This is a genomic window from Sphaerochaeta halotolerans (assembly GCF_003429665.1).
GTDB lineage: Bacteria > Spirochaetota > Spirochaetia > Sphaerochaetales > Sphaerochaetaceae > Sphaerochaeta > Sphaerochaeta halotolerans.
In genome coordinates, this window is record NZ_QUWK01000014.1 from 55,504 (window position 1) to 75,958 (window position 20,455).

A 20,455-nucleotide genomic window follows, 5' to 3' on the forward strand; every position below is an offset into this window, starting at 1 on the left:
AGAGATTAAGGAGTAATCTATGGATACGATTCGACTGACAATGGCTGGTGCCTTGTTACGTTTTTTAGACAATCAATATGTGTCTTACGATGGAGTTGAAGAAAAATTCGTCGAAGGAGTTTTCGGTATCTTCGGCCACGGCTGTGTCGTAGGGATTGGAGAAGCCTTGGCAGCAAAAGAGAACAAGCTTCCCTTCTACCAGGCAAAGAACGAGCAAGGTGCAGTCCATGCTGCTGCAGGATTTGCAAAGGAGCACAACCGAAGAAGAATCATGGCAGTCACCTCCTCTATTGGACCAGGTGCACTGAATATGGTAACGGGAGCAGGAACTGCCACCGCTAATCATATCCCTGTATTGCTACTTCCCGGTGATGTATTTGCCTGCCGTCAACCTGACCCGGTATTACAACAAATTGAAATACCGCATGACTATACCAATACAGCAAACGATGCATTTCGCTCCGTAAGCAGGTACTGGGACCGAATAAACAGACCAGAACAACTGATGAGTGCCATGCTCAACGCCATGCGAGTCCTCACTGACCCGAGCGAGACAGGAGCAGTCACGGTCGCACTTCCGCAGGATGTTCAAGGTGAAGCCTATGACTATCCTGTTGAGTTCTTTGAGAAGCGAGTACACTACATTGAGAGACGAATCCCGAGTGAAGGACAAATTACACGCCTTGCCGAATTATTGAAAGAAGCAAAGAAGCCATTGGTAATCTGTGGAGGTGGAATTCGCTACAGTGAAGCTGGGGATGCGCTTGCTTCGTTTTGTGAGCAGTATCATATCCCATTCGGAGAAACCCAGGCAGGGAAAGGGATGGTCCGTTGGGACAACCCATACAACCTGAGTGGCATTGGAAATACAGGAAGCCAGGCCGCAAATCGATTGGCAAAACAGGCTGACCTGATCCTTGGTATCGGAACTCGTTTCGGAGACTTTACCACCTGTTCGAAGTGGCTGTTCCAGAACCCGGAATGCAAGTTCGTCTCTGTTAATGTTGCACCTGCAGATGCCTACAAACTCAATAGCATGCCAATTATTGCAGATGCAAAGTTGACACTTGAAGCGCTCAAGGATACAGAGTTGCTAAAAGGTTATCATAGCCGATGGGCAGAGCAAATCAAACAAGAACGGGCACTGTGGGACAAGGAAGTCGACCGCCTCTATAGTGAAGACATTCCTTCTTCACTCTCCCAAGTACGCGTTTTGGGTGAACTTAACGACCGACTGCTTCCAGAATCTGCAATCGTAGTTTCTGGCTCAGGATCCATTCCTAGTGATATGCAACGGGTCTGGAGAACGAGAGTCAGAGGAACCTACCATATGGAGTATGCATTCTCTTGTATGGGATACGAGATTGCTGCAGCCCTAGGGGCTAAGATTGCCCACCCCGATACTGAAGTGGTGGCAATCGTTGGTGACGGTGCCTATACCATGCTCCACACAGAACTGCTTACATCCATCCAAGAGGGGAAAAAGATAATTGTGGTAATACTGGATAATGCAGGATTCCACTGCATTGACAATCTTCAGCATAGCCAGGGCATCGTGCATTATGGGAATGAATGGAAACGAAGGGAAGCATCCACTGGAAGGCTTACCGGATCTTCACTCAGCGTTGACTATGCCATGAATGCAGAGAGCTGGGGAGCAGTAGGACTTCATGCCGATACTGTACAAGCATTGGAAGATGCAATGAAACAAGCTCTTCAGGAAGACCGCTCCACAGTGATTCATTGCCATGTGGCTCCCAAGTCTATGACTGGAGGCTATGAATCATGGTGGCGTGTCGGGACTGCAGAAGTCTCTACCAATCCAGAAGTTGAACAGGCATGGAAAGAGATGCAGGCTGAAATCAAAAAGTCAAGACAATTCTAAAAAAGGATAGAGACATGAGCACACAAAAAATTCATTTGGCTATCGCTCCGATTGGTTGGACGAATGATGATCTTCCAGAACTTGGTGGAGAAATCCCATTTGAGCAGTGCATCAGCGAGATGGCCTTGGCGGGATTTACAGGAAGTGAAGTGGGAAATAAATACCCACGAGATACCACTGTACTGAAGAAGGCATTGGACCTTCGTGGACTGCAGATCTGCAACGCATGGTTCAGTACCTTCTTAACCACCCAAAGGTATGAGGAAGTCGAAAAAGCGTTTGTAGAACACTGCACATTCCTGAAGGAAATGGGGGCACAGGTGGTTGGGGTTGCAGAACAAGGCAACTCAATTCAAGGCCGCCAGGACCTCTCTGTTTTTGATGCAAAACCTGTGAATTCGGAGCAAGAGTGGAAACTGCTCACAGAAGGCCTTACCAAGCTTGGACAAAAAGCAAAAGAGATGGGGATGGCCCTCACCTACCACCACCATATGGGAACCGGAGTCCAGACCTCAGAGGAGATTGACCGTCTCATGCGAGAGACTGATCCTGCCCTTGTTGGCTTGCTCTATGATACTGGTCACTTGGTATTCAGTGGAGAAGACCCAATGGATATTCTTAAACGCCATTTTTCAAGAATTCGCCATGTCCACCTCAAGGATGTGAGAAAACCATTGAGAGAGAAAGCCATCAAGGAAAAGTGGTCGTTCTTGAAAGGAGTAAAGGAAGGTGTATTCACCATTCCAGGGGATGGAATGATTGACTTCAAACCAATACTGACCTACCTCAAGGAACATGGCTACCAAGGCTGGTGGGTCGTTGAGGCAGAACAAGACCCGGCAAAGGCAAATCCGCTTGAGTATGCGATGAAGGCAAGAGCTTATATCCGCGAGACTACAGGAATCTAGGGACTGTTCTGATTGGAGAAGGGTGCCCGCCATATTCGAATCATACTGAAACTATATGTTAGAGGTCATATATGGGAAGAACCATGAATAATCAAGAGTTGAAACAACTACAGGTTATTGCTAAGCATATCCGCCGTGATACGATTGAAGAAATTGGAAATCTGGGAGTTGGACACATAGGGGGGGCATTATCGGTAGTTGATATTCTGACGCTCCTTTACTTTCGAGTAATGGAACACATTGATCCCAAAAACCCCCGAAACGAAAACCGAGACAAATTGGTGCTCTCGAAAGGACATGCTGGACCTGCGCTTTATGCAGTCCTTGCAGAGAAGGGGTTCTTCCCGAAAGAGTGGCTTCTGACACTCAACAAGGGAGGAACGAACCTTCCAAGCCATTGTGATATGAACCGGACCCCTGGTATTGATTTCACCACAGGATCTCTTGGCCAGGGAAGTTCTGCCGCCGCGGGAATTGCACTCGCAGACAAACTCAAGAGAATCGAAGCAATCACCTATCTCATAATCGGGGATGGGGAGAGCCAAGAGGGACAAATCTGGGAGATGGCAATGTTTGCTGCACAGTACAAACTATCCAACCTCATAGCATTCACCGATTACAATAAGCTCCAAATTGACGGTAGTACCAGCGATATTATTGACCTAGGGGATATTGAGCTAAAGTGGAAGGGGTTTGGCTGGTTCGTCCAAAGAGTCAACGGACATGATTTCGAGGCTCTTGAGGATGCTGTTCTACAGGCAAAAGCCCAAGGGGAAAAACCTTCCATGATCATCTGTGACACCATCAAGGCAAAAGGCTTCTCTCTTGCCGAAGGATTGGCTTCAAGTCATAACATGGCGTACTCCAAAGAGGTAGCCAAGCAAGCAATTGAAGAACTCATGGCTGAAGACGGGGGGAAAGAAAAATGACTGATATTGCCACCATGAAAGATTTCCGTACCATCTATGCCGATACACTGATTGAACTTGCTCAAGAGGATTCCAGAGTTGTAGTGTTCGAAGCTGATTTGATGAGTGCAACAGGAACAAAACATTTCAAGGAACTATTTCCAGAACGATCAATAAATTGTGGAGTCGCTGAAGCCAACATGGTCGGTATTGCAAGCGGGCTCTCATCCCAAGGATTTATTCCCTTCGTCAATACATTTGGATGTTTTGCAACCCGTAGAGCGTATGACCAATTCTTTCTTTCTGCAAACTATGCACGACAGAATGTAAAACTGGTCGGTCTCGACCCCGGTATAACGGCAGCATTCAATGGGGGAACCCATATGCCATTTTGTGATATTGCGCTCACCAGGGTCATTCCTGATCTGGTCGTCGTAGAACCAGGTGATGGATGGGCAGTGCACCATCTGACAAAAGCAGTTTACGCTCATCAAGGATCTGTATATGTACGCTTGCAGAGGAAAGGGAACCCCATCTTCTATGATGCCAACCAAACCTTTGAACTGGGTAAGGGCATCATTGTACGGGACGGAAAGGATGTCACATTGGTCGCAACGGGGGCAGTCATGCTTGAACAGGCAATACTGGCTTCACAAGCATTGGAGAAAGAGAACATCTCTGCAGCAGTGATTGATATGCATACCATCAAGCCGCTGGATAAGGAACTTGTCCTCTCCTATGCGAAGAAAACGAACGCCGTCGTTACCTGTGAAAATGCCCAGATGGCTGGAGGGCTTGGAAGTGCGGTTTCTGAGTTTTTGAGTGAACAGTATCCCACGGTAGTAAGGCGTGTTGGGATACAAGACCTGTTCGGAGAAGTAGGAACCGTTGAATACCTTATGAAACGCTTTGCGTTGACAGCTGGGCAGATTGTCCAGGAAGCCAAGGATGCTATCAAAAGAAAATAGTGTCATCTTACTTTCTGCCTGGATAACACGGACCGTGTTATTTGGAAAGGAAGTGATACAAAACATTAAGACTGCATGAACCTCGTCCTATGCAGGAGAAACGCTAGATTTCCAGGAGGAACAAACACCATGAAAAAGATCAAGGTTGGAGTAGCAGGGTATGGAGTAATTGGACAGCGACTCGCTGATGGAGTTGCCTTGCAAGATGACATGGAATTGGTAGGCGTTGCAGATGTAGCCCCCACCCTGAGTGTTCGTGCACTCAAAGAAAAGGGCATGCCCTACAAACTGTTCACCGCCATGCCTGATAACACAGCAGCACTCGATGAGGCTGGTATCCCCATCAGTGGCAGTCTGGAGGATTTGGTACAGCAGGTTGATATCATGCTCGATGCCACGAGTGCAGGAATTGGACTCAAGAACAAGGAAATCTATAAGAAATATGGAAAGAAAGCTGTATTCCAAGGTGGGGAGAAAAACACCGTTGCAGATGTATTCTTCCATGGTTATGCAAACTACGAAAAAGGTCTTGGAGCGGACTACCTCAAACTTACCAGCTGCAATACCACTGGTTTGATCCGGGCTGTGGATTGTCTCGACCGTGAAGTTGGAGCAGAAAAGGTTGCAATCACAATCATCCGTCGTGTTGCAGACCCTGGGGACTACCATCGTGGCTTGACCAATGCACTAAAGATTGATAAGGCACCCAGCCACCAGGCAGTTGATTTGATGACCATCATGCCACATGTTGAAGCTACCGGGATTCTGATCCATACCCCGGTCACCCATGGTCATATCATTACCGTCGTACTCACACCGAAGAAGGACATCTCGGTGGATGAGGCTATCGCCATCTTCGAGAAACATCCCCGTATCCGTGTGGTCTCCATCGATGAAGGATTCCTTGGCAATGCCAGTCTCTTCCGTTATGCCCGTGACCTAGGGAACCCGAGAGGTGATATGTATGAAATCGCTCTTTGGAAAGACTCCGTGGTCAAGAGTGGCAAGGATTTGATGTTTGCCATCAACATCCCTCAGGAGTCGGTGGTCATTCCTGAGAATATTGATGCAATTAGGGCTGCAATGGAGATGCAAAGCGACCGAGAGAGCGGTACCTCTGAGACCAACAAATATTTAGGAATTGGAACATGGAAAAAGTAACACAGATCCGTATGCGCAGTCTGGAGGATGTGGAACTTGCCGGGCGGACGGTTATCTTCCGCCCTGATATCAATTCCCCCATCGATCCCAAGACCAAGCGTATTGTTAATACCAACAGACTGGAGAAGGCAGCCCCCACACTCAAGACACTGCTCGATGGTGGTGCAAAGGTTGCATTAATCGCTCATCAGGGTGACACCCTGGACTACCAGAACCTTATTCCCCTTGCCGAGCATGCTCAAATCCTGAGCAAACTCACCGGCTATGAGATTGCCTATCTCGATGATGTCTGTGGTCCCACAGCCATCCAGACGGTACGCTCTCTCAAGGAAGGGCAAGCGGTAATACTGGGAAATCTCCGCTATCTGTCGGAAGAGATTACCGCATTCGAAAAAGAAGTGAAACTCAAGCCCTCTGAGATGCTTGGAACTTGGTTGGTACGCTCCTTGGCCCCACTGGCTGACCTGTACGTCAATGATGCTTTTGCTGCCGCACACCGCAATGCACCCTCGATGGTAGCATTTCAGGAGTTATTGCCCACTGCTGGAGGCAAACAACTGGTTGCAGAGTACACTGCCCTATCCAAGGTTGCATCACAGCCAATACACCCTTGTGTCTTTGTCCTGGGAGGTGGGAAGATTAGCGACGCCTTCGGTATGATGCGCAATGTACTGGAGAACAAGACAGCCGATACCATACTCTGTGGTGGGATCACGGCACTGGTGATGTTGCTGGCGAAGGGTGTTTCGCTGGGCGATTCCACTTGGAACTTCCTCAAAGATCGTGACCTGTTGCAATTTGTAGACCAGGCAAGACAGTTGCTTGCCTCCTGGCCTGAAGCATTTGTCATTCCACTCGACCTCGCGTATGAAGAGGAGGGGAAACGGAAAGAGGTAACAATCGAGACGATAGCAGGATCGAAAGCGTTGCAGAGCAAGTTGTTCCTCGATCTTGGAGAACAGACCATCGAATCTTACAAATTGGTGATTGCAAAAGCGGGTTCTATTTTTGTGAATGGCCCGGCAGGGGTGTACGAAGATGAGCGTTTTGAGAAAGCAACCAAAGAGATTTGGACTGCTATCGCCGACGCTGATGGATATACCGTCGTAGGAGGTGGGGACACAATCACCGCGGCAACCCGCTTCACCGACCTCAAGCAGTACTCCTATGTCTGTACCGCAGGAGGAGCGATGGTTCGTTTTCTCTCAGGCAAGAAACTCCCCTTGATAGAGGCGATGGGAAAAGCCTGGGAACGAGATGGCAAGGAGTAAAGCATGCAGCTGAGCATTCCCTATCATGGAAAGAAAACGGTTGAGGTTACGTTATCAGAAGCACAGCTTCTTGGTATCCTTGAACCTAATGCGATCCCATCTCAAGGAGAAAGGGAAGTATTGCATGAAGCAACTGCCGGGATTGCTTCATTTCTCAAGGGAGCAAAGAAGGTGCTGGTAATCATCAATGATGCTACCCGTCCCACTCCTACTCATGCGATGCTCAGCGCACTGCTCCCCCAGTTTGAAAAGGCTGGCCTTTCTGATGCACAAGTAACCATCCTGGTAGCAACAGGAGCTCACCGAGGGGTAAAGGATGAGGAGCTGGAACAGCTCCTCGGAACCTACACACAACGCTTAAAAAGCCGGTTGGTCAGTCATGATGCAAAGGATGCATCATCCTTGGTGAACGTTGGTACCACCCGAAATGGTACTCCTATCCTCCTTAACAAACTGCTCTTCTCCTGTGACCGCATCGTGGTGACAGGAAGTGTGGAACCCCATTACTTTGCAGGATTCACTGGAGGGAGGAAAGCTTTTTTGCCTGGTATTGCAGGGTTTTCCACCATAGAGGCAAACCATAAGCTGGCAATCCAAGATGAAGCACACTCCCTTGCCCTGCAAGGGAACCCAGTACATGAGGATATGATGGATGCCCTGACCCATATCAAGGCACCTATAGTTTCCCTCATGACGGTATTGGACAAGGACCAGAAAGTGGTTGCAGCTACAAGCGGTGATATCGTCCAATCATTTTTGGAGGCGGTCGAAATTGCTCGTTCCGTGTTCTGTGTCCCGGTCAAGGAACAGGCGGATGTTGTTATCTCGATTGCAAAGTTTCCAATGGACATCAATCTCTACCAAAGCCAAAAAGCCATCGACAATGGGTCTCTGGCTGTGAAAGATGGCGGTACCCTAATCCTTGTCGCTTCATGTAGAGAGGGAATTGGGGATGCAGCGTTTGCCAAGCTTCTTGGTTCGTGCAAGTCTCCAGATGAAGCTCTTGGGAAGATTGAAGCAGGGTACAAGCTTGGATATCACAAGGCTGCAAAGATGGCTTCTGTGAGCAAGCGGATAACAGTCCAAGCCTATACAGAACTACCTGATGAACTGGTAACCTCGCTCTTCCTTGTCCCCATACACAACCTGCAACAAGCGTTGGATGAAGCCTTGCAGAGCGCTAGAGGGAAGGGAGTGCTTAACCCAAAAGCGCTGCTACTTCTAGACGGTTGTGTCACGGTCCCTTCCCTTGACTAAGCATTTCCTTGTGCTTTACAGAGCGATACTCATCTTCACTCTGCAATGCCTTGGATGGAGTTGCTTCAGCATTACGCTCCGGGTCAAGGGATTGTAAAAGTTGTTCTGATTGATGATTCACATTCTTTCTGAATAACGAAGGGGTAACTCCACAGAACTTTGAGAATACACGATTGAATTGACTGAAAGAGGTAAACCCACATGCCAAGCAGATCTCCTTGACCTTCATCTTTGAATAGAGCAACAACTGCTGGGCATTGCGAACTCGTATTTGCTGCAAGAATGATACAAAATTCAACCCTGTGACCCGCTTGAACTGGTGTGAAAGGTAGAAGGAACTTACCGAAAAGTGGTCTGCAACTTCTTGGAGTGAAAGTTCCTCTGCATAATGAGTATGCAGGTAACTGGTCACTTCATAGATTTTTTGGGTAATGGAGTCAGTAATTTCTGCCTTTGTGAAAAGGTTTATCTTACGATTGGTTTGAATAACCCATAGTAATTCTAGAAACTTCCCATGAATCATCAGGTCATACCCTGGTTGTCGTTCTGTACCAAGTTTATAGATGGTGTTAAACAACTGCAGGATGCGATTCAACAGGGAACCGGAGAATCGAAAAATGGGGGGCTCCTCATCAAAGATACTAAGCAAACGCTTCACTTGTCGCTCCATCGGTGACAATGTCGGGGATATACGGAAAGCGACAATAAGCCGAGCCTTTGGTTTTTCTCCCCTTGGATACAATGTCATATGGAGTAATGAGGGTTTGAGCAAGACCATGTCATAGCGCTGCAGGCTGAAATACTCACCCTCAATAATGTGCGAGGCATGGTCATCCACAAGAAAAAACAATTCGTAGAAATCATGGAAATGCTGAAACTCCATGTTCATCGCATCAGAACGCACCCCATAATCGAAGACATAGAACAGAGGGTTTCTGTCATCATTGACCTTGATTGAGAAATCTTCCTTGAACAATATCCGGTTCTCTGATGATTCCATGTGTCAGACGATACAGAGAGTTCGATTCCTTTGCAAGAGCATCTGATGGTTGTCAAGGAATACCCACGCTTTCCCATATTCCACGGTCACAGTCTCATACCTTGACACTCCATCAAGAAAAGCATTGCCAATGCTTGTCCATAGGGCATTGGACGGAGGGGAATCTGCTTGTAGAAATCCTTTGTATCCTTGCCCATGGGAGTTCCATAGGAAACCTTCTGCACTACACCATTCTCATCAATGTTCTCCAGGATTGCCTGTAGGGCTTTTTTTGAGACCTCAAGATAGGATTGGTCGAGCAAGCCCATCTTTACAGCCCTCAACACCCCATAGCCAAACCCACACGTTGCACTCGACTCAAGATAACTGCTCGGATCGTCAAGGAGGGTATGCCACATGCCTCCTGCATCCTGCAGGGGGACCAAGGCATTAATTTGTCGAACCAGGATAGTTTCCAAATAACGCCTTACACTCTCAGGAAGTCCTTTGGTTTCAAGAAACAGCGGAATGGCAATAGTTACCCAACAGTTTCCTCTTCCCCAGAAAGCTTCAGAGAAATGATGATTCCCTTCAAAGGTCCACCCATGGTACCAAAGTCCGCTCTTCACATCACAAAGATACTCAGCATGAAGCAGAAATTGATAGATAGCCTCCTGCACATATGATTCTTTACCTAACATTCTACCTACGTTGGCAACAGCCAAGACAGTCATCATCAAGGTATCATCCCAAAGTTGTCCAGGATTCTCATCATCGGTGGTCCGATGCTGGAATCCCCCCTCTTTTGTTCGGGCGAGACCCCCTTCCATGACCCAGCCGGCCCATTCAGTGCACACCTCTACATAACGAGCATTGCCAGTATGCTCTGCTAGATAGGAGAGTGCAAGGATGGGTGCCATTGTATTGACATTTTTCCCAGGCAGCCCTTCCTTGATCCGTTCGTCATAGTACTGCTCCAGCATTCCAAGGTAGTGGACATCCCCTGTCTTTTCATACAATTTCCAAAGACCGAAGAGTCCCACACCATGTGGCCACTCCCAGAACTGATAACGGCTTCTCATTGTATCCTCAATACCATTGGCCAGCTTATTGGAGGTAAAGTCAGGGTCATCAGGTGCATAAAGCACCGGCATGAAGCCTTTGACCAAAGCGTTGAGTGTTTCATCGATCGTATGCATTTCCTCTCCTATCAACCATTAATGTTTTAGAACAAGTTCAATGGTTTGTATTTCATGGGGGCGCAATGAAAGTGCAACTCCCTTATCATTACATGCAAGTTGTGACAAGCGCTCTTCCAGCAGATTGCATTGATATGCCTCAAGAATCGGGAACAATGAGTGAAGATGGCTCTTCACCCGCTTTCCATTAAGCTGCAATACCCTGATCAGCAAGGAATCCCGGTCCTCACACTTTTTAACTGTCTCAAGCACAATCCCTGTATCGGGGCAAGAGACAAGACTCGCCTCGGAAGATAGGATGCCGTTATGCTGCTCCGTTTTCACAGCAAGCAAAGGTTGATGAAGGGCATATCCCTCCTCAACAACCCCTGCTTCTTGGTAACGTCCTTCATGTGGATACAGAGCATAGGTAAAATGATGCTCTCCTCGGTCTGCTGTGCCGTTGGGGTGACTAGGGGCACGGAGCAGAGAAAGGCTGAGCGTATTGCGTTTTGCGGCATACCCATAATTCTGTTTACTCATGAGAGCAACCCCATAGCTTTCATCACTAAGATCCACCCACTTATGGGCAGGAACTTCAAATTGTGCCTCATCCCAACTGGTATTGGTGTGGGTAGTTCGCTCGCATACCCCATAGGCAATATCATAACTCGCTTTCGGAGAACGAATATCCACTTGGAATTCACTACGGAGCATCAGCTGGTCTTCCTGAAAATCACATGAGAGCGTGAAGTCGATACGCTTCGAGTGGGCATAGAAAGTGGTCTGACAAACAAAGAGAGACTTCCCCCAACTTTGACTCCATTGAATAGTAAAGAAAAGAGCATTGTTTGCAACAACCATGTACTCCGTTTCACGATCAAGACGGTATCGCATATCTTTCCCTTGCTTGCCGATGTTCCAGGCATCGTATTCCTTTGGGTAATCGACACTCAAGGTTACGATATTGCCTTTCCCTCCGGGAGCAAGCACCTCACACTTCCCTTCTTTGTCATAGAGCCTGGAGAGTGTTCCATCAGAGGCGAACCTTACAAGATAGTATGGGGTTTCAAGGCTTCGTTCTTGCCAGGAAAAGGCAGAAGGGACCTGTTCGCAGGCCGTTCCCAAAACAAGTCGTTTCCATCCCTTGGAAGGGACATCTGGACATACGAAATAGAGGTCGTTGCCATCATGGAATGAGGGAAGCATGATCCCTTGTATATCTTGTACAGTAGTTGCGTTACACCCTGATACCTTGCATAGGCCGCTCTGGTTATGTCCAAGGGTGTTGAAAACCACTACATCAGCTGGAGTCTGGGCAATCAAGGAAGCAATATGCTCCATTGCATGGCGCGAATACTTGGTAAATGTCTGCAAGGAGTTCTCCTGCTGTTGCAAGGCGAGATCATATACCTCCTTGATTGAACTACCGGGAAGAATGTCATGGAACTGGTTAAGCAACAACTGTTTCCATGCTTGTTCAAACGCTGCATGAGGATATGCATCATCCCCAAGCAACCAGAGCAACGATGAGAAAAACTCAGCTTGCATCGCACTCTGCTCGCAGGAACGATTGAGACGCTTCACCTCAGCCATCGTGGTATACGTACCTCGATGGTACTCCAGGTAGAGCTCCCCGAACCAGGTTGCAAGAGAGTCGTTGGGAACATCAATACTTTCCAGAAAGGAACGCACAGTACTGGTTGTAACACCTGGAAGACCGGGATACCCCCCTACGAGACGCTCCTCTCGCTCGAGCATCTCCTTGGTAGGACCCCCACCCCCATCACCATACCCATACAGGTACAAAAGAGTGGGCAGCATTTCCCGGTCAGAGAATCGCTGCCACGTACCCAGCAACTGGGAAGGAGTAAACACCCCATTATAGGTCGTTTCATTCCCTGGTTTCTTGGGATATGCCCCAATTGGTTCATAGTCACTACTGCTGACGAAATATGCAAGCACCTCGCTTCCATCCAAGCCTTCCCAACGGAATAGGTCATGGGGCATTCGGTTGGTTTCATTCCACCCAAGTTTAGTCGTCACAAAGTAGGAAAGATTCGTACCTGCCATGATCTGTGGCAGGGTTGCAGGGAAACCAAAGCAATCGGGAAGCCAAAGCACCTTCTGGTCCTTTCCGAATTCCTCCTTCACCCACCGTTTTCCCCAGAAGATCTGCCTGGTGAGAGACTCTCCGCTGGTTAGGATGGCATCACTCTCTACCCACATGGCACCTTCCACTTCCCATCGTCCTTCCAATACTCGCTCCTTGATCCGAGCAAACAATGAAGGAAAATCCTGCTTGATGAATGCAAGGAGTTGCATCTGACTTGAGGAAAAAATGTAGTGAGGATACCGATCCATGAGTGATAGGACCGTGGCATAACTGCGTAAGCTCTTCTCCCGTGTCTGCTCCAATGTCCAGAGCCAAGCCATATCGATATGGCTATGACCTGTAAGGGCAAGATTCATTCGACCAGAATCTCCAAAGCGGGATAGGTGGAGCATCATCTTTTTCCGTGCATGTGAGAGCATTTGTTGGTTTTGAAGAGCTTCCAAACTGGTCAGATCGATGGCTCGCAAAGTATCAAGACATGCTTCACTCAGGATGAGATAGGCTTCACTGAATTCCTCGACAGTCAATGCCGTTTCATAGGCCAAGCAGAAGTCATATACCAGCGACTCTAGCTCTGTATTGACAGCATACAGGGAGATAGCCAGGAAGACATTTGGCTTATTCGTATTCACGTAGGAATAGAGGACGATAGAGACAGTTGGAGTGTCAGGGAGCTCTGCCTCTCTGTGCTGGACATCCAAACCACTTGAGAGCTCATCATTCAGAAAGAGTAAGAACTGTGGATTGTCATTATTCCAGATGTCATCAGCACCGGTGTGAACCCTAAGACGGACCGACCTATCATTCCACAATTTGGGAATATCTACCTCTGTTCGCAACAGGCAATGGTATTCATGACCTCCAAAACCACGGCTTTGGTCAAACGGTTTCCATCCGGTTTTCTCATTACGACGATTCCACTGATGATATCCGCACTCCTTCACCCAGATATCCTCTATGAGCTGGCTTTCAGCAAAGCATGCTTGCTTCAAGAATTCCAAAGGTCCCTTGACGTATCGTTGTAAGGCTTCTTTGTTCATACAGTCAAGTTACCCCTTCACCCCTGAGGCAGAAAGCCCCCCGATAATGTAACGCTGCAAAATAATGAATAGGATAATAATGGGGATGATCGACATGACTGAGGCAGCAAGGATACTGCTCCAATCCACACCATTGAATCCGATGTAGTTCTTGATGGCTATCTGGATGGTGTACTTCTTTTGGTCACTGAGTACCAAGAGGGGAAGAATGTAATCATTCCACCTCCACATGAAGCTGAAGATGGTCAATGTGACGATACTGGAAGTACCCAAAGGAAGCATTACGTAGAAAAAAGTCTGGGCTTCGTTGCTACCATCGATGCGGGCAGCCTCAACAAACGAGAGGGGAATGGAAAGGTAGTGTTGTCGAAACATGAATATACCGGTTGTGGTCGTAACCACAGGAAGAATTACACCCCAGATATTGTTATAAAGACCCAATTCACTGATAACCACCACTATAGGTACGGTGAGCGTTTCTCCAGGAATCAAGGTACCGAGGAGAAAGATACCGAATATCAAGTTGGTGTAAGAAACTTCAAAGCGGTAGATGGCTAGCGCATATCCGCACATTGCACTGATGATGAGGGTAATAGCTGTACCAACAACTGCCAGGAAGAGACTGTTGAATACGTAGACAAAGAAACCGTCTCCGACAACCTTGAAATAATGGGAGGGTGTCCATTCAGAGGGCAAGAGCGCCAATGGATACGAGAAGAGTTCCCCGGTCTGTTTAAATGAGCTGAAGAACAGCCAAATGATAGGGAAAAGCATCAAGAGAGAGACTAGGAACGTCAAGATAGAAGGCCAAAAGTATTTAGGGAGTGTACGTTTTATCATTTGTCGCCTCCATTGCTGATCTTGAACTGCACAAAGGCGATAAAAGCGAAGATAATCATGACCAACAGAGAGATTGCAGATGCATACCCGTATTGCATTTGGTTGAAGCCCTTATCAAAGATGAATTGGATGATGAACGTTGTATTCAAACCAGGACCACCTTGGGTGATACCTTGGACCAATGCATACTCTTTCAGAAGATTTACCGTGGAAAGAAGTGTCACCAGGAATGTAGTGGGAGCCAGCATCGGGAGGGTCATATGGAAAAAGGTCTGCACGGGAGAACTCCCATCGATTGCCGCTGCTTCGTAGATATCACTGGATATATTGGTGATACCTCCGATGAAAATCACCATATAGAAACCGGTGGATGCCCAATTGCTGGCAAAACTGATTACAAAGGTAGCCAACCTAGGATTGAGTGCCCACTGCATGGGCTCGCCCCCAATGGTTCCAATAAGATAGTTGACCAAACCATACTCAGCGCTGAACATCCAGTTGATTGTGATACCAACGACAAGATGACTGAGCAGCGAGGGAACATATACCATGGTTCTTGCAAGACCCTTGATTGCAACACGCTTGCTGGTCACCAGGATGGCAATCAGGAGAGGGACGATTACCTTGAAAGGAAGACTAAACAAGGTGTATCCAAAGGTACGACCCAATGCGTCATAGAATTTTGAATCACGCACCAGTTCTGTGTAGTTGTGCAAGCCTATGAAGTCCATAGTCTTCCAGCCATCATAATTGGTAAGTGACAAGCCAACACTTAAACACAGCGGCAATAAAAAAAAGACGGAGAAAAGAATCAGACAAGGAGCAATAAAAAACCAGAACGCTGTTACATGTCGTTTAACATAGGGTGTCTTCATAGGTATTGCATCCGTTCAGCAGTACAAACCAGGAATTATCGGTCCTGTCAGGTACATCGGTTTGGAGGAGGAGAGACTGGGCTGTCTTTTCGGACAGCCCAGAATCATACACATCAGTACTTAAGAGGCCAGCCAGATTTCTTGGACAGCAATTCAGCAAAATCATTCAAAGCCTTTGCTGCACTGATATCCCCATTGACCGCCTGCCGCATCGCGTCACGATACTCGTTGTCGTAGAAGTTTCTCCACATTGAGCTCTCATCTACACTGAATGCATGAGAGACCTTTGACACTTCACTCTGAAGCACCTTGTAGTCTTTTGCCACCTGCTGGTCAGCAGGAGAGTAGGTGACCCCTACCAACGAGGAGAGTCCCTTGTCCCGATTAAGGTAGGTCTGGAAGTTCTCTTTGGTGTAGAACCATTTCAGGAAATCGATGGCCAAGTCTTTGTTTTTTGCATTTGCAGGAACACCAAGGCCACTTCCGCCTAAGATTGCGCTCGGACCAGCGGGGCCGACCGGAGAAGGCATGACACCCCAATTCATCCCCTTAATCTCGTTATAGAAGGTGTTGTAGTTCCAAGTTCCACTGAAGTAGATTCCAACATCTCCGTTCCTGAAATAATCAGCTGGGTTGTCTGTAGAACCACCAGCCCAGATAGCCTTGGGCATGAAGGAGTTGTTCCACTCAATAAAGGCTTCCAACGTTGCGATGTTCTGAGGACTGTTGATTGTAACGACGAATGAGTCACCATCCTTCTCTACCATCGAGCCACCATTGGCGTACATCAAGTTGTCATAGCGAGCTCTTGAAGAATCCATTGCCATTCCATACTTCACTCCACCCTTTTCTTTAAGCAACTTTGCATTCTTCACAAGTTCCTCAAAGGTCCAGGGATTATCAACAGTGGGGGCAACAAGTCCAACACGGTTAAAAGCATCCTTGTTGTAGTACACATTGGTAATTGTGAACTGCTGTGGCAGATTTGCTTTCTTGTCACTCTTATAATCCTGTACAATGATCTCTACTGCCATTGGTTCAAAAATCGACATGTCAAACTCTTTGCCCAAATCGATGAACTCATCAGGATAGAGACGGGTGAGACGAGTGGTGGAAATCAAGTCAGGCAAATCATTGTTGCGTGCCATCAAGGGAAATTTGGTGAGCTGGTCTTCATAGGGAATTACCATCACGTCAATGGTGTTCCCTGTTTCTGCCGCCCAATCTTTCAAGGTATTGAGCAGTGCGTCTTCACTTGAAGGCTCTTCACTGAGCATCACCTTGAGTGCCTTCGGGCCTTGTGTAGCCTCTTCCTTGGCTCCTGCGGCAAAAACCATGCTGCCAAGAAGGAGAACCACCAATGCAATAATCGATACTTTCTTCATATCATACCTCCTATTGTATGAACATCATTTCCTATCATTTGAGCGAAAGCTCATAGTAGCAGTATAAGATGCCAATGTTATAAATCTACAAGTATTTTGTCCAAAATCCCCTTAAAACATTGCATTTTTTGCTTTATCGTTCAATTCCCCATATGTTCTTTCCCACAGGGTCGAATCCGGTATAGATTACTTTCTCTCCATTAACATGCAATGGGGAATCGTAGCCACCTTCCAAACGTCCAAGTCTTTGGTCATCAAAGACATACGTATGTTCATTTGCATTCAAAGGGGCCTGCTCAATGGACGCAATAAACTCCGTAAAGGATCCGAATCCAGCAATCGATCCAACACGAACCAGATACAGTACTTGTCTTCCCTGTGCAATGAATTCCCGTTCCTTGTTCGGCCCATAGCTGACCATCTGCAATGGATTCGAACAGTACACTGCTCCAAAACCTCCCTTATGAGATCGGAAAAAGAGCCATGATCCGCGCTCGATGACCTCAGCAAACTCCATGGTGGGAAGATACAGATGAGTGAAATCCACCGGATGGGAGGGAGGGAGAGAAAATGCTACAGAAGCAAAGTTCTCATACTGGTTCACTCTCGGTAGGGTTCCATTACCTGCCCAATATGACGGACGCGCATGTCCAAACAATGCATGCTCACCTGGGTGGTTTATCCACATCTGTTCCGTCGCCGAGAAAAGTAGGTGCATTGGATTTTCCTGAAATCCACGCTCTCCTACCCGGAAATTATTTGCACTGCTGAGCAACGAATAGGCTGTTTTACAAGCATATACATCAGCATGTCCTTGGTACCCGTGCGTTGATTGACTAATCAAAGCTTTCCCTTCTGGCACCTGCACATAGGGGCGATATTCCTCAGGTGCTTGATAGTCACTGAAGCAGAGGGCAGTAACACCTTTGCCTGCATGACTGGTGTTCCCAATACCGTAGCCGATCCAATTGATGAAGGATGGACAGTTGCTGTTGTTTCCGAACAGTTCCTTGGGATAGGTTCTCCCAGCAGTCGTACTGAAAATACCTTCTAGAGAATAAACAGCAAGAATGTAATAGATATAATCCATCGCCTTTTTGGCTAAGGCTTTCATCTCCTTGTTGCTTGTCTGCGCATAGAGACTGGCAAACCCAAGTGCGTCGATGGGTAGGTAGGGGGGACTGTTCCACTCGGTGAAGCCGATGGAAAAGAAGGTTTCAAACCAATCGGCAAGCAGGTCAAGAGCTTTCTGTTGCATCTCCACTCCTGTCATCCCGCTATTGGTAAAAATCTCATCAGGATAAAGCTCTCCAGCAAGTAATTGGCAGACATGGAACATGAGCGCATGGTTTTCACTATAGAACCACATTGCATCATCCCCCGGTTCATCATGCCAATATCGAAAACCAAGCAGACATGCTTTCATCTCATCCTTCAGATTCTTCGTCACATAGGGATGGTCAGAGAAGGTTCTCAGGATATGTGGAAAATAAGAAAGGTAGAAGTCGCTGCAATCGCTTCGTTTGTTTATGAAGGTTATTTGCCTCTTGAGCAAGTGTTCAAATGTTTTCTGATCACCTCCTGCATGGAGTATCGCTACTACACGGTTACCATTTCGCTCCCCATAGCGGGCTAGAAAAGAAAATGCCTGTTTTTTTCGCTCTTCCATGGAGGATGCAGGACTAGGGACAAGGGAGAGCGGAAAATTCTCGAAAGCAAGTCTGTAGTGGATTTCCATCCCCTGTACCGTCGTAGATGCAACAAACTGGAGATACCCTATGGGAAGTGATTCACAAGGCCCTAGGGAAGCAATTGACATTCCAGGTTTGAACACAGCCTTCGTTTCATAAAGATCTCCCACCATGAAATTCTCTTCTGTTGCCCCCACAAGGGAAACAACAAAATCCTCATTCTCATATGGATTCGAACAGAACAACTCCACTTCACCTTCTCGAATATGATTACTCCTACAGCTGAGGTCGCCCAAAGCATCCTCAACAGCTCTTACCAGTTCAGCTGAACGATCAGCAATGGGTAACTTCTGTATCAGGGAGGGTTGATCCTCGGTACAGGTAAGCGAGAACGAGCAATCACTGTCGCGTTCAGCAAACTCATCGCAGAACACCACCAATTCATTGTCGCCTGCTTGAAGGTCCAATTTGACCAGTGTCGTTTCGATTTGGTTCCTGAGGTGAGGAGTAAAGGTTGCAATCAGTGCTCCATTGAGAAAGAGGCGGACACCACCTGCAACAGCCAACTCACAGCTCAGGCTCATTGCTTTCCCAACTTCCAGATAGGTGAGAGCAACTGCACTGATCCACGTTGGGTTGGGATAAAAACCAGAGAAGGATATGACTGGGTTATCAAAGGGGAAATGAGCTGAAAGAGCATGTTCCGTCCCCCGGTGAAGGATTGACCCTCCAACTTGCTTGCTTGTAAAAGTTGGGTAGGGGTCATGTGCACTTCTGCGTTTTGCTACAAATGCTTCACGTACTGGATTCTTGTGGGTGACTGCCCCTACTGAGCCTTCCCAAACATTGGCTTCTTCATTAATCCTCACGGGTTTGCCTGACACCGGCTCCTCATGGGTCTCAGAAATCAGAAACCGATTGATGTGTCTGGCGTTCTGTAATTGATAGCGTAGATATTGCACAGGATACTCCTCCTTTTGATAGTATGAAATGACATTTTTGCAAAATCTACGTATTTCTTGCTCAATTACGACAATTGTCTTGCATTTTATGTGAATTGGAGTAGGATACAGGCATGAAATACGAGGTACCAGAGATACTATTTGACCCTGCTTTAGTCATTACGGTCAATCGAGTAGATGACCCAGTTTTCTATGTTTTTGACTATCAGAAAAGACGGTTGAACATGGAGTTTCAGCACTTTCATACGTACTGGGAAGCCTATATTCTCTTGGATGATTTTGCCGGACATGTCATCGAGGGGGAGTACTTCTCACTACAGCGTGGTGATATTGTACTACTCAAACCGTTGTTGTTGCATAAAAGCACCTATGAAGAACATGCAAAGCCAAAAGCTCGATTGGTTATTGGTTTTCGCATCGAAGAACAACCCCAAGGATTCGAACGGCAAATACAACGGTTGCTCTCCCTATTTGATCAACCAATCCCAATTTTCCGTTTCGACGGTATGGTGAAAGAAGAAATCCATCGACTCTTGAATAGAATCTACCAATTAGGAACTGATCACCCGGTCAATGCTGAATTAATGATTCATCAGAGTTTCTTGGAACTACTTTGGATACTCTACACACAGAGAAAACATAACCAATATGTAAAGCAAGAAAATACCAATACCGTAAGTGAAAAAATCGTAACTGCTCAGGTCTCCCAAGCAGATTTTAGCCCAGAAAAGCCAGGGAGAATGAGTTGTTGAACAATTGTGTTAGGGCCTCGAATGCATTTCCACCATTCTTTCTGACTGTGTCAATGATGGAGAAAATCGTACAGAAGTTGGACCCGCCTTCAAAGGAACGGAAGGTCCCTGCTATCTTCATCTTTAGTTTGCTCAGTCTAAAGCTCTTCTCGCCGATTATTCCTAACAATAGGAATAATCGGCTTATCCTCATCATTTATTATTCCTCATCATTTGCCTGTTTCACCATTTGGCACTCTGGTTCACACTTTTTAGAGCAGATTGCTGAGGATTAATGAA

General features: G+C 47.0%; 16 protein-coding genes. 8 read left to right on the plus strand and 8 right to left on the minus strand.

Annotated features, from left to right (window positions below):
- Window positions 1–19: 19 nt before the first annotated feature.
- The 7 genes from iolD to DYP60_RS12075 all read left to right on the plus strand — a co-directional run bounded on the left by iolD (window position 20) and on the right by DYP60_RS12075 (window position 8,358).
- Window positions 20–1,885, plus strand: coding sequence for a 3D-(3,5/4)-trihydroxycyclohexane-1,2-dione acylhydrolase (decyclizing) (gene iolD, locus DYP60_RS12045; protein WP_117331264.1), 1,866 nt, complete (start codon window positions 20–22; stop codon window positions 1,883–1,885).
- Window positions 1,886–1,899: 14 nt separating this feature from the next.
- Window positions 1,900–2,793, plus strand: coding sequence for a myo-inosose-2 dehydratase (iolE, locus tag DYP60_RS12050; RefSeq protein ID WP_117331265.1), 894 nt, complete (start codon window positions 1,900–1,902; stop codon window positions 2,791–2,793).
- 71 nt (window positions 2,794–2,864) lie between these two features.
- Window positions 2,865–3,722, plus strand: a complete 858-nt coding sequence (locus tag DYP60_RS12055) for a transketolase (RefSeq protein WP_240622881.1) — start codon at window positions 2,865–2,867, stop codon at window positions 3,720–3,722.
- Complete coding sequence (locus DYP60_RS12060; protein WP_117331266.1) at window positions 3,719–4,669, plus strand: transketolase family protein; 951 nt, start codon at window positions 3,719–3,721, stop codon at window positions 4,667–4,669. The genes DYP60_RS12055 and DYP60_RS12060 overlap by 4 nt, the downstream gene beginning before the upstream one ends.
- Window positions 4,670–4,798: 129 nt before the next feature.
- The gene (locus tag DYP60_RS12065) at window positions 4,799–5,830 is read left to right on the plus strand and encodes a type II glyceraldehyde-3-phosphate dehydrogenase (RefSeq protein ID WP_117331267.1); all 1,032 of its coding nucleotides are present in this window, start codon (window positions 4,799–4,801) and stop codon (window positions 5,828–5,830) included.
- Window positions 5,818–7,101, plus strand: a complete 1,284-nt coding sequence (locus DYP60_RS12070; protein WP_117331268.1) for a phosphoglycerate kinase — start codon at window positions 5,818–5,820, stop codon at window positions 7,099–7,101. Before DYP60_RS12065 ends, DYP60_RS12070 begins: the two co-directional genes overlap by 13 nt.
- 3 nt (window positions 7,102–7,104) lie before the next feature.
- Window positions 7,105–8,358: a nickel-dependent lactate racemase family protein gene (locus DYP60_RS12075; RefSeq protein ID WP_117331269.1), complete on the plus strand. Its 1,254-nt coding sequence runs from the start codon at window positions 7,105–7,107 to the stop codon at window positions 8,356–8,358.
- Here the strand turns inward: DYP60_RS12075 and DYP60_RS12080 are convergent.
- The 7 genes from DYP60_RS12080 to DYP60_RS12110 all read right to left on the minus strand — a co-directional run bounded on the left by DYP60_RS12080 (window position 8,336) and on the right by DYP60_RS12110 (window position 19,424).
- The gene (locus tag DYP60_RS12080) at window positions 8,336–9,358 is read right to left on the minus strand and encodes an AraC family transcriptional regulator (protein WP_117331270.1); all 1,023 of its coding nucleotides are present in this window, start codon (window positions 9,356–9,358) and stop codon (window positions 8,336–8,338) included. The two genes, DYP60_RS12075 and DYP60_RS12080, sit on opposite strands and share 23 nt — an antisense overlap.
- Before the next feature lie 86 nt (window positions 9,359–9,444).
- Window positions 9,445–10,536, minus strand: coding sequence for a beta-galactosidase BglB (bglB, locus tag DYP60_RS12085; RefSeq protein ID WP_117331271.1), 1,092 nt, complete (start codon window positions 10,534–10,536; stop codon window positions 9,445–9,447).
- A gap of 18 nt (window positions 10,537–10,554) precedes the next feature.
- Window positions 10,555–13,671, minus strand: a complete 3,117-nt coding sequence (locus DYP60_RS12090; RefSeq protein ID WP_117331272.1) for an alpha-mannosidase — start codon at window positions 13,669–13,671, stop codon at window positions 10,555–10,557.
- A gap of 9 nt (window positions 13,672–13,680) precedes the next feature.
- Window positions 13,681–14,511 (minus strand): carbohydrate ABC transporter permease, encoded by an 831-nt coding sequence (locus tag DYP60_RS12095; RefSeq protein ID WP_117331273.1) that lies wholly within the window; start codon window positions 14,509–14,511, stop codon window positions 13,681–13,683.
- Window positions 14,508–15,386, minus strand: coding sequence for a carbohydrate ABC transporter permease (locus DYP60_RS12100; RefSeq protein ID WP_117331274.1), 879 nt, complete (start codon window positions 15,384–15,386; stop codon window positions 14,508–14,510). Before DYP60_RS12100 ends, DYP60_RS12095 begins: the two co-directional genes overlap by 4 nt.
- 113 nt (window positions 15,387–15,499) lie before the next feature.
- A complete protein-coding gene (locus DYP60_RS12105) occupies window positions 15,500–16,771 on the minus strand; it encodes an ABC transporter substrate-binding protein (RefSeq protein WP_117331275.1) in 1,272 nt (423 codons plus the stop codon).
- 133 nt (window positions 16,772–16,904) lie between these two features.
- A complete protein-coding gene (locus DYP60_RS12110; protein ID WP_117331276.1) occupies window positions 16,905–19,424 on the minus strand; it encodes a hypothetical protein in 2,520 nt (839 codons plus the stop codon).
- 113 nt (window positions 19,425–19,537) lie between these two features.
- Here DYP60_RS12110 and DYP60_RS12115 point away from each other — a divergent pair, with 113 nt between their 5' ends.
- On the plus strand, window positions 19,538–20,176 hold the full coding sequence (locus tag DYP60_RS12115) for a hypothetical protein (RefSeq protein ID WP_117331277.1): 639 nt from the start codon (window positions 19,538–19,540) through the stop codon (window positions 20,174–20,176).
- Here the strand turns inward: DYP60_RS12115 and DYP60_RS14055 are convergent.
- On the minus strand, window positions 20,142–20,372 hold the full coding sequence (locus DYP60_RS14055) for a hypothetical protein (RefSeq protein ID WP_133299342.1): 231 nt from the start codon (window positions 20,370–20,372) through the stop codon (window positions 20,142–20,144). The genes DYP60_RS12115 and DYP60_RS14055 overlap by 35 nt on opposite strands.
- Window positions 20,373–20,455: the final 83 nt, after the last annotated feature.

What these genes read in the sequence shown, in the direction of transcription:
- DYP60_RS12060 (WP_117331266.1), top strand. Translation starts at nt 3,719, where the DNA reads ATGACTGATATTGCCACCATGAAAGATTTCCGTACCATCTATGCCGAT.
- DYP60_RS12070 (WP_117331268.1), top strand. Translation starts at nt 5,818, where the DNA reads ATGGAAAAAGTAACACAGATCCGTATGCGCAGTCTGGAGGATGTGGAA.
- DYP60_RS12095 (WP_117331273.1), bottom strand. Translation starts at nt 14,511, where the DNA reads ATGATAAAACGTACACTCCCTAAATACTTTTGGCCTTCTATCTTGACG.
- DYP60_RS14055 (WP_133299342.1), bottom strand. Translation starts at nt 20,372, where the DNA reads ATGATGAGGATAAGCCGATTATTCCTATTGTTAGGAATAATCGGCGAG.
- DYP60_RS12090 (WP_117331272.1), bottom strand. Translation starts at nt 13,671, where the DNA reads ATGAACAAAGAAGCCTTACAACGATACGTCAAGGGACCTTTGGAATTC.
- iolD (WP_117331264.1), top strand. Translation starts at nt 20, where the DNA reads ATGGATACGATTCGACTGACAATGGCTGGTGCCTTGTTACGTTTTTTA.
- DYP60_RS12055 (WP_240622881.1), top strand. Translation starts at nt 2,865, where the DNA reads ATGGGAAGAACCATGAATAATCAAGAGTTGAAACAACTACAGGTTATT.
- DYP60_RS12075 (WP_117331269.1), top strand. Translation starts at nt 7,105, where the DNA reads ATGCAGCTGAGCATTCCCTATCATGGAAAGAAAACGGTTGAGGTTACG.
- bglB (WP_117331271.1), bottom strand. Translation starts at nt 10,536, where the DNA reads ATGCATACGATCGATGAAACACTCAACGCTTTGGTCAAAGGCTTCATG.
- DYP60_RS12105 (WP_117331275.1), bottom strand. Translation starts at nt 16,771, where the DNA reads ATGAAGAAAGTATCGATTATTGCATTGGTGGTTCTCCTTCTTGGCAGC.
- iolE (WP_117331265.1), top strand. Translation starts at nt 1,900, where the DNA reads ATGAGCACACAAAAAATTCATTTGGCTATCGCTCCGATTGGTTGGACG.
- DYP60_RS12115 (WP_117331277.1), top strand. Translation starts at nt 19,538, where the DNA reads ATGAAATACGAGGTACCAGAGATACTATTTGACCCTGCTTTAGTCATT.
- DYP60_RS12100 (WP_117331274.1), bottom strand. Translation starts at nt 15,386, where the DNA reads ATGAAGACACCCTATGTTAAACGACATGTAACAGCGTTCTGGTTTTTT.
- DYP60_RS12065 (WP_117331267.1), top strand. Translation starts at nt 4,799, where the DNA reads ATGAAAAAGATCAAGGTTGGAGTAGCAGGGTATGGAGTAATTGGACAG.
- DYP60_RS12080 (WP_117331270.1), bottom strand. Translation starts at nt 9,358, where the DNA reads ATGGAATCATCAGAGAACCGGATATTGTTCAAGGAAGATTTCTCAATC.